The organism is Streptomyces turgidiscabies Car8 (genome assembly GCF_000331005.1).
GTDB lineage: Bacteria > Actinomycetota > Actinomycetes > Streptomycetales > Streptomycetaceae > Streptomyces > Streptomyces turgidiscabies.
Window position 1 is genome coordinate 1 of record NZ_AEJB01000132.1, and the last position, 8,251, is coordinate 8,251.

At 71.1% G+C, this 8,251-nt stretch carries 5 protein-coding genes and 1 tRNA gene; 3 read left to right on the top strand and 3 right to left on the bottom strand.

Annotation, left to right across the window (positions count from 1 at the left end; all coding sequences use genetic code 11):
* Positions 1–67 precede the first annotated feature (67 nt).
* The 3 genes from STRTUCAR8_RS08460 to STRTUCAR8_RS08470 form a co-directional block, all read right to left on the bottom strand.
* Positions 68–1,240, bottom strand: coding sequence for a chaplin (locus STRTUCAR8_RS08460; protein ID WP_006375135.1), 1,173 nt, complete (start codon positions 1,238–1,240; stop codon positions 68–70).
* A gap of 138 nt (positions 1,241–1,378) precedes the next feature.
* Positions 1,379–1,612, bottom strand: a complete 234-nt coding sequence (chpH, locus tag STRTUCAR8_RS08465) for a chaplin ChpH (RefSeq protein WP_006375137.1) — start codon at positions 1,610–1,612, stop codon at positions 1,379–1,381.
* Between the two features lie 220 nt (positions 1,613–1,832).
* Positions 1,833–3,143, bottom strand: coding sequence for a M20/M25/M40 family metallo-hydrolase (locus tag STRTUCAR8_RS08470; protein ID WP_044471861.1), 1,311 nt, complete (start codon positions 3,141–3,143; stop codon positions 1,833–1,835).
* A 222-nt stretch (positions 3,144–3,365) separates the two neighbouring features.
* On the opposite strand from STRTUCAR8_RS08470, the gene STRTUCAR8_RS08475 reads away from it, so the two are divergent.
* The 3 genes from STRTUCAR8_RS08475 to STRTUCAR8_RS08485 all read left to right on the top strand — a co-directional run bounded on the left by STRTUCAR8_RS08475 (position 3,366) and on the right by STRTUCAR8_RS08485 (position 8,215).
* Positions 3,366–3,450: transfer RNA gene (locus tag STRTUCAR8_RS08475), tRNA-Leu, on the top strand.
* Positions 3,451–3,599: 149 nt separating this feature from the next.
* Entirely contained in the window at positions 3,600–6,911 is a 3,312-nt protein-coding gene (locus STRTUCAR8_RS08480; protein WP_006375133.1) for a right-handed parallel beta-helix repeat-containing protein, read from the top strand.
* 65 nt (positions 6,912–6,976) lie between these two features.
* Positions 6,977–8,215 carry a S8 family serine peptidase gene (locus tag STRTUCAR8_RS08485; RefSeq protein WP_078507150.1) on the top strand — a complete coding sequence of 413 codons (1,239 nt, stop codon included), beginning with the start codon at positions 6,977–6,979 and terminating at the stop codon, positions 8,213–8,215.
* Positions 8,216–8,251: the final 36 nt, after the last annotated feature.

The following is an 8,251-nucleotide window of genomic DNA, read 5'->3' on the forward strand; positions in this document are numbered from 1 at the left end:
TCCGTACATCACACCGCCGAATGATCTCGGCGCCTTTGTCCCGTTCGTACGGAATCTCCGTACGGGTCTACGCCGAGGGGCGTGCCTTGCGGTAGAGGACGGTGCCCGCGAGCAGCATGCCCGCGCCCACCGGCAGGGCGACGCCCAGCGGCAGGTCACCGCCGGTGTGCGCCAGCTGCGGGGCACTCCGGGGCTGCGGCACGGTCCGCGCACCGCTCTGGTCGACGTACGTGGGCCCGGCCGGAGGCGTCACACCGTGCGCGGAGCTGGGCGGTGTGAGCGGGGTCGCCGGCCTGGTGGGAGTGGCCGGCTGGGCCGGGGCTCCCGGGTGGTGCGGGGTGACCGGGTGCTCCGGGGTGGTGGGGTGCTGCGGGTTCCCCGGGTGTGCGGGGCCGCCCGGAAGCTGGGGGGTCTCCGGCTGCTGGGGGCCGCTCGGTCCGGGCGGGGGCGGGGTCTCGTGACCGCCGCTCGGGGGCGTGCACGGCTCGTCGGTCTCCGGAGGCGGCGCCGGGTGGCCGCCGCCCATGTGGTCCCCGGTGTTCGCGCAGTCGTTGCCCATCGCCGGGTTGAGCAGACCGACGACGTCGACGGTGTTGCCGCAGAAGTTCACCGGTGCGTCGACCGGGGCCTCCACCTGGTTGCCGGACCCCACGCCCGGCGAGTCGGTGGCGTACCCGTCGGCGTACGAGCCCTCCCAGCCGTTCCAGTTCGCCCAGTCTCCGGAACCGCCCGGGCTGCCCGGGTACCCGAAGTCGCCGGGAGCACCCGAGTCGCCGTAACCGCCCTGGCCGCCGTACCCGCCGTAACCTCCCGGCGAGCCATGACCGCCGTAGCCGCCCTCGTCGCCGTACCCCCCGGACGAGCCGTGACCGCCGTAGCCGCCGTAACCACCGGGCGAGCCGTGACCGCCCTGGTTGCCGTGGTGGCCCTGGTTGGCGTGACCACCCGGGTTGCCGTGGTTACCGTGTGCGCCCGGTGAGCCGTAGCCGCCGCCTCCGCCGTTGGCGCACTTGTTGCCCATCGCCGGGTTGAGCAGACCGACGACGCTCACGGTGTTTCCGCAGGCGTTGACCGGCACGTTCACCGGCGCGCTCACCGAGTTGCCGGACAGCACACCCGGTGAGTTGGAAGCGACAGCTGTCGCACCCGAATCGGCATGCGCCTGCGCGCCACCGGCGGCGGCCATCACGCCAGTCGCGGCCGCCACGGTCATCAGCCCCTTGCGGGTGACCTCTCGCATAACTGCATCCCTGCCTTCAAAATGATGTGTCGTGAACCTTCCGGAACGACCTGTCGGCCCCGGGACGCAGGAAGCGTTCCGGGGCCGACAGGCTCAGACTCACTGAGGAGTCAGAACCTCAAGAAGCGAGGCGCAGCATCAGTTGTTGACGCAGGTGTTGCCGAAGGCGGGGTTCAGCAGACCGATCACGGAGATCGTGTTGCCGCAGACGTTCACCGGGATGTGAACGGGAACCTGAACAACGTTGCCGGACAGAACACCCGGGGAGTGCACGGCAGCACCCTGGGCACCCGCGTCGGCGACGGCCAGGCCCGCACCCGCGAGAACCAGACCACCAGTGGCAGCCGCAGCGGCGACGACCTTCTTGATCATTATTCCTCCTTGTTGGCAATGCGATCCCGAGTAGCGGACCGCATCACCAATAACGAGGCGGGGGGATTAGGGCTACGACCCTATGAGCGCATTCACTCTTCTCAGTCAGCCACGCACGTGCGGACGATTATTGGAGTGTCGTTCAATCGGGTAATTCCGGGCGTATTCACGGGCCTTGGGACCTCGGTCGAGCCCCCGGAACACAGGACCGGCGCGGGATTCAGGATGCCTCGATGAAGCGGTCGAGCACACGCACCCCGAACTTCAGCGCGTCGAGGGGGACCCGTTCGTCAACACCGTGGAACATGCCCGCGAAGTCCAGCTCCGGCGGCAGCTTCAGCGGTGCGAAGCCGAAGCAGCGGATACCGAGGTCCGCGAAGGACTTGGCGTCGGTGCCTGCCGAGAGCATGTAGGGCACGGCCCGGGCGATCGGGTCCTCGGCGATCAGCGCGGTCTGCATGGCGTCCACGAGCGCCCCGTCGAACGAGGTCTCCAGCGCCTTGTCCGCGTGCACGTCCTCGCGCTTCACGTTCGGGCCGAGGATGCGGTCCAGGTCGGCGAGGAACTCCTCCTCGTAGCCGGGCAGGTAGCGGGCGTCGACGTGCGCGGTGGCCTGGCCGGGGATGACGTTGACCTTGTAACCGGCGCCCAGCTGGGTCGGGTTGGCGGTGTTCTGCAGCGAGGCGCCGATCAGCTTGGCGATACCGCCGAGCTTGGCGAGCGTCGCGTCCATGTTCTCGGGGTCCAGCTCGGTGCCCAGCGCGTCGCCGAGCTCGTCGAGGAAATGGCGGAGCGTCTTGGTGACCCGGACCGGGAACTTGTGCCGGCCGAGGCGTCCGACGGCCTCCGACAGCTCGGTGATCGCGTTGTCCTTGTGGATCATCGAACCGTGTCCGGCGGTGCCGTCGACGGTCAGCTTCATCCAGTGCATGCCCTTCTGGGCCGTCTCCACCAGATACAGCCGCAGGTTCTCGTTGACGGTGAAGGAGAACCCGCCGACCTCGCTGATCGCCTCGGTCACGCCCTCGAACAGGTCCGGGTGCTTGTCCACGAGGTGCCGCGCACCCCAGGTACCGCCGGCCTCCTCGTCCGCGAGGAAGGCGAGGACGATGTCGCGCGGGGGCTTGCGGCCGGAGCGCATCCGGTCGCGGACGACCGCGAGGGTCATCGCGTCCATGTCCTTCATGTCGACCGCACCGCGGCCCCACACACACCCGTCCGCGATCTCGCCCGAGAACGGGTGGTGGGTCCAGTCCCCCGCGTTCGCCGGTACGACGTCGGTGTGGCCGTGGATGAGCAGCGCCGGCCGGGACCGGTCCTCACCCTCGATCCGCGCCACGGTGGAGGCGCGCCCCTTGTGCGACTCGAAGATCCGCGGCTCCAGGCCCACCTCGGCGAGCTTCTCGGCCACGTACTCGGCGGCCTTGCGTTCGCCTGGTCCCGAGTGGTCGCCGAAGTTGCTGGTGTCGATCCGGATGAGCTCGCGACAGAGATCCACGACCTCGTCCTCGCCGGTGACGCGCCCGCTCATGTCCGCCCCGTCCGTCCTGCCCGTCCCGCTCACGGTGCTACCTCCCACTGTTCCTGCCGGTGGTCACCCCCTCATCCTCCCCCTCCGGCCCGCCGCACCCCAAGAGTGGTCCAGGCCCGTCACACACCGTTCACGCGGCGACAGGGGGTGATCGGCCACCCCGGAAAGCCTGGTAATGTTTCCTTCGTCGCCACGGGGGGAACCCCGCGCGACAGACACCTTGTCCGGGTGGCGGAATGGCAGACGCGCTAGCTTGAGGTGCTAGTGCCCTTTATCGGGCGTGGGGGTTCAAGTCCCCCCTCGGACACTCACTGGAAAGCCGCTGAAACCCCACTTCATGTGGGGTTTTCTGCATTTCAGGCCTGCTTCTCCGGCTGGCGTGACCATGCCCGCCCCGTCCCGGCATGATGGTGCTGCCCACGCCGGGCAGGGAATGCCGTGAGAGATGGAGGGCGCGTGTCACGCCAGGTACTGACGGTCTGCCCGGAGGGCACCGAGGGCTTTCGGACGATCGGAGAGGCACTGGCGAGGGCGCGCAGCGGCGCCGTGATCAGTGTGCGTCCCGGGATCTACGAAGAGAACCTCGTCGTCGCCACCCGGGTCACCATCGTGGCCGAGCAGGCGCGCGGCACGGTGGAGATACGTCCGCGGCGCGGCAGCGTGCTCACGCTGAAGGCGGACGCGGTGATGCTCACCGACCTGGTACTGCGCGGCCGTGATGAGGAACTGCCCGCCGTGGACGCCGCCCGGGGACAGGTCGCGATGGACGGCTGCGAGGTGTCCGGCGCCTCCTGGGCGGCTGTACTGGCCCGTGACGCCGGCTCGTTGGCGATGCGTGACTGCCGGGTGAGCAGCCCGTCAGGGGCCGGGGTCGTGGTCACCTCGGCCGTGGACAGTTCGGTGGACTCCTGCACCATCGAGCATCTGGGGACCTCGGGCGTGGTCATCGGGGAGCGCGGCCGGGTCACTGTGCGCGGCTGCACCATCCGGGACGCCCGGGGCAACGGCGTCCTCGCCAACGGTGAGGCGCAGGGCTCCGTGGAGGAGTGCGACATCTCGTCCACGGACAAGCCCTCCATCGCGCTGGAGGAGCACTGCACGACCCAGGTGGTGCGCACGGTCGTGCACGACACGTCCATCGGCGTGCATCTGACCAGTTCCTCGCGGACGGTTCTGGAGGAGCTCCGGGTCACCGCGACCACCGGGCCGGCCATCGTCGTCTCGCACGGCAGCGACCCGTTGCTGCGCCGCTGCCGTACCGCCCGCACGGCGGGCAACGGCATCCTGGTCACCGACCGGGCGCGCGGCACCTTCGAGGACTGCTGGCTGGACACCTCTCAGGCCCCCGCCCTGCGTGTGGCCGGGTCCGCCTCCCCCACGCTGACCTCGCTGACCGTGCGGGACTGCGCGGCGGCCGGCGTGCTCCTGGAGGAGGAGTCCACCGCCGAGCTCGACCGGCTGGACGTCATCGACGCCGCCGGAGCCGGCATCAGCGTGCGCGGCGGCGCCAATCCGATGCTGCGCCGGGTCAGGGTAAGCGGCTCGGGCGGCCATGGCGTGGAGGCCGTCAAGGACGGGCGGGGCCGGCTGGAGGACAGCGAGATCGACCGGGCCGGCGGCGCGGGCGTCCATGTCGAGAGCGACGGGAACCTGTACCTCGGCGGCACCACCGTCCTCGCCCCCGCCACCGTGGGCCTGATGGTGGCCGCCGGCGGCAGCGTCACCGCCCGTGACTGCGAGTTCCGCGAGCCGGGCGGCGACGGTGTCGTCGTCGACGGGCAGGGCGAACTCACCGCGACCCGGGTCAAGGTGAACGCGGCCGTCGAGAACGGTGTCGTGGTCCGGGAGGGCGGCCGTGCCTCCCTCAACGCCTGCGAGATAGGCGGTAGTTCGAAGGACGGCCTGCGGGTCGAGAGCACCGACCCCGTCTCCGTCGTCAACTGTGTGGTGCGGGACAACAAGGGTGGCGGCCTGATCCAGTCCAAGCAGGGCGACCGGCTCGCCGTCGAGGGGCTCACCAGCAACGGCAACGGCCAGCGGGACGCCTGGGGTTACGGCGACAGCGAGGGCACCGACCCCGCCGGAACCGCCCAGACCGGCGGCGGCGCGGCGGGGGAGACCGGCCCGCTCGCCGAACTGGAGGCGCTGATCGGACTGTCCAACGTCAAGCAGCAGGTCCGTACGCTGGTCAACCTCACCCAGCTGGCGCAGCGCCGCGCCCAACTCGGCATGTCCGCACCGCCGATGAGCCGCCATCTGGTCTTCGCGGGGCCGCCCGGTACCGGTAAGACCACGGTGGCCCGCCTCTACGGCACGATCCTCGCCCAGTTGGGCGCGCTGCGCTCCGGGCATCTGGTGGAGGTCTCGCGGGCCGATCTGGTCGCCCAGGTCATCGGCGGTACGGCGATCAAGGCCACTGAGGCGTTCAACCGGGCGCTGGGCGGCGTGCTGTTCATCGACGAGGCGTACACCCTGACGGCCGACAGCGGGAGTTCGGGGGCCGACTTCGGGCGGGAGGCGGTGGACACGCTGCTCAAGCTGATGGAGGACCACCGGGAGGACGTGGTCGTCGTCGCGGCCGGTTACTCCGGTGAGATGCGGTCGTTCCTCGGCTCCAACCCGGGTCTGGCCTCCCGGTTCTCCCGGACCGTGGAGTTCGAGAACTACTCGGTGCCCGAGCTGGTCGCGATCATGGAGAGCATGTGCGTCCGCCACCAGTACGAACTGGGCGAGGGCACGGCCGCCGCGCTGGCCACGCACTTCGAACGCATGCCGAAGGACGCCACGTTCGGCAACGGCCGGGCCGCGCGCCAGGTCTTCGAGGAGATGGTCGACCGACAGGCCGTACGGCTGGCAGGTCTGGTCGAGGTGGGCGAGCGTGACCTCTCGCTGCTGCTCCCGGAGGACGTCGGCGCGGAGGCCGCCGACACCTCGGGCGGCGACGGGGGCGGGGCCTCGCGGAGTGACGCGCTGTCCCGGCTCGGCGACATGGTGGGGCTGGCCGCCGTCAAACGCGACGTCACCGATCTGGTCAACCTGCTGTCCACCGCCCGCCAGCGCGAGGCCGCCGGCCTTCCCGCGCCCCGGATCAGTCACCACCTCGTCTTCAGCGGGCCGCCCGGTACCGGCAAGACGACCGTGGCCCGTCTCTACGGCGAGTTGCTGGTCTCTCTCGGAGTGCTGCCGCGCGGTCAGTTGGTGGAGGTGTCCCGGGCCGACCTCGTCGGACGGTACGTGGGACACACCGCGCAGCTCACCCGCGAGGTCTTCGAACGGGCCCTGGGGGGCGTCCTGTTCATCGACGAGGCGTACACGCTGACGCCCGCGGGGTCGGGCTCCGGGTCCGACTTCGGGCAGGAGGCCGTCGACACGCTGCTCAAGCTCATGGAGGACCACCGGGAGCAGGTCGTGGTGATCGTCGCGGGCTACACGCGCGAGATGGAGGGCTTCATGGCCTCCAACCCCGGTCTGTCCTCGCGGTTCTCGCGGCGCGTCGAGTTCGCGGACTACTCGTCCGACGAGCTGGTCACGATCGTACGGATGCACGCGGACAGCGCGGGTTACGAGTGCGGGCCGGGGACCGGGGCCGTGCTGCGGGAGTACTTCGACGCGCTGCCGAGGAACCGCTCGTTCGGCAACGCGCGGCTGGCGCGGCAGGTGTTGGAGGGCATGATGACGCGGCAGGCCGGCCGGGTCAGCGTGATGGCCGCGCCGGGACTGGACGACCTGCGGTTGCTGGTTCCTGGGGATGTGCCTCAACTGGGCTGATGGGAGCGGGGGTTGCGAACAGGGCCTCTGCGGTGGGTCGGTTTGCGCGCCATAGGATGCGATTCATGCGTCGCCCCCTCCCCCGTGTCCGTGGTCTCCGCCGTTTCCGTCGTTTCCGGGCCGCCCGGACGTTCGCCGTAGTCCTGCCCCTGGTGCCTCTGGTTGTCCTCGCCGCGCCGGTCGCCTCCGCCGCGGACGGTTCGCCGGTACGGCTGCCCGTGATGCCGTCCCGGCTCGACGCGGACGACGCGTGCACCGGGGCCTCTGCCGAGCGGGCCACCTCCGTGCCGTGGGAGCAGCAGAGTCTGCAACTGCCGCGCGCGTGGCAGTTCTCGGCCGGCGCCGGAGTGACCGTGGCGGTCGTGGACACCGGGGTGTCGACTACCGCGCCCGCGCTGAAGGGGCGGGTGACGGCGGTCGGGGACGCGGGGCAGGACTGTGTCGGACACGGCAGTTTCGTCGCCGGGCTGATCGCGGCCACGACCACGGACGGGGTCCGCTTCGCCGGGGTCGCCCAGCAGGCACGCATCGTCGCCGTGCGCGGCACCGACGCCCGGGGTGCGGCCACGGCGGCGAGCGTCGCGGCGGGGATCGCGGCGGCGGTGGACGCCGGGGCGAAGGTGATCGAGGTGTCACCGGCGCTGGAGCGGGGGTCGGCGGCGCTGACCTCGGCCGTCGAGGACGCGGTGGCGCACGACGCGTTGGTGGTGGCCGCCGCGGTTCCGGATCCGCCGGCGCGGAAGCGTGCGTCTTCCGAGGACGCGCCGGGTCCGCGTGCGTACTGGCCCGCGGCGCAGGAGGGGGTGCTGTCCGTGGTGGACGTGGACGCGAAGGGTGGTCGGCCGGACAACGCGCTGATTGCGCGTGACGTCGATCTGGCGGCCCCCGGTGACGGTGTGGTCGGGCCCGGGCCCCGGGGCAGTGGGCACTACATCGGCTCCGGGGCGTCGTTCGCGGCCGGGTTCGTGGCCGGGGCGGCGGCGTTGGTGCGGTCGGCGCATCCTGGGCTGACCGCTGCGGAGGCCGCGTCGCGGCTGGTCTCGACGGCGTATCCCGATGCGGTGCCGCGGTTGGATCCGTATGCGGCGGTGACGTCTGTGGGAGCGGTGGAGCGGGGGGTCGGGGCTCCGGAGAGGGGGGCTTCGGCGGTGCGGTTGCCGGATGATGCCGGGGCTGGGCCTACGCGTCGTGCGGTGTTGTTCGCGGCGGGGGGTGGGGCTGTGTTGCTGTTGGTGGTGTGGGGGGCTGTTGTGGTGCCTCGGGGGCGGGCTCGGGGGTGGCGGGCGGGTCGGGACGTCGGCTGAGGTGTGCTTTTTCGCCCCCGCCGCCCTTACCCGTCC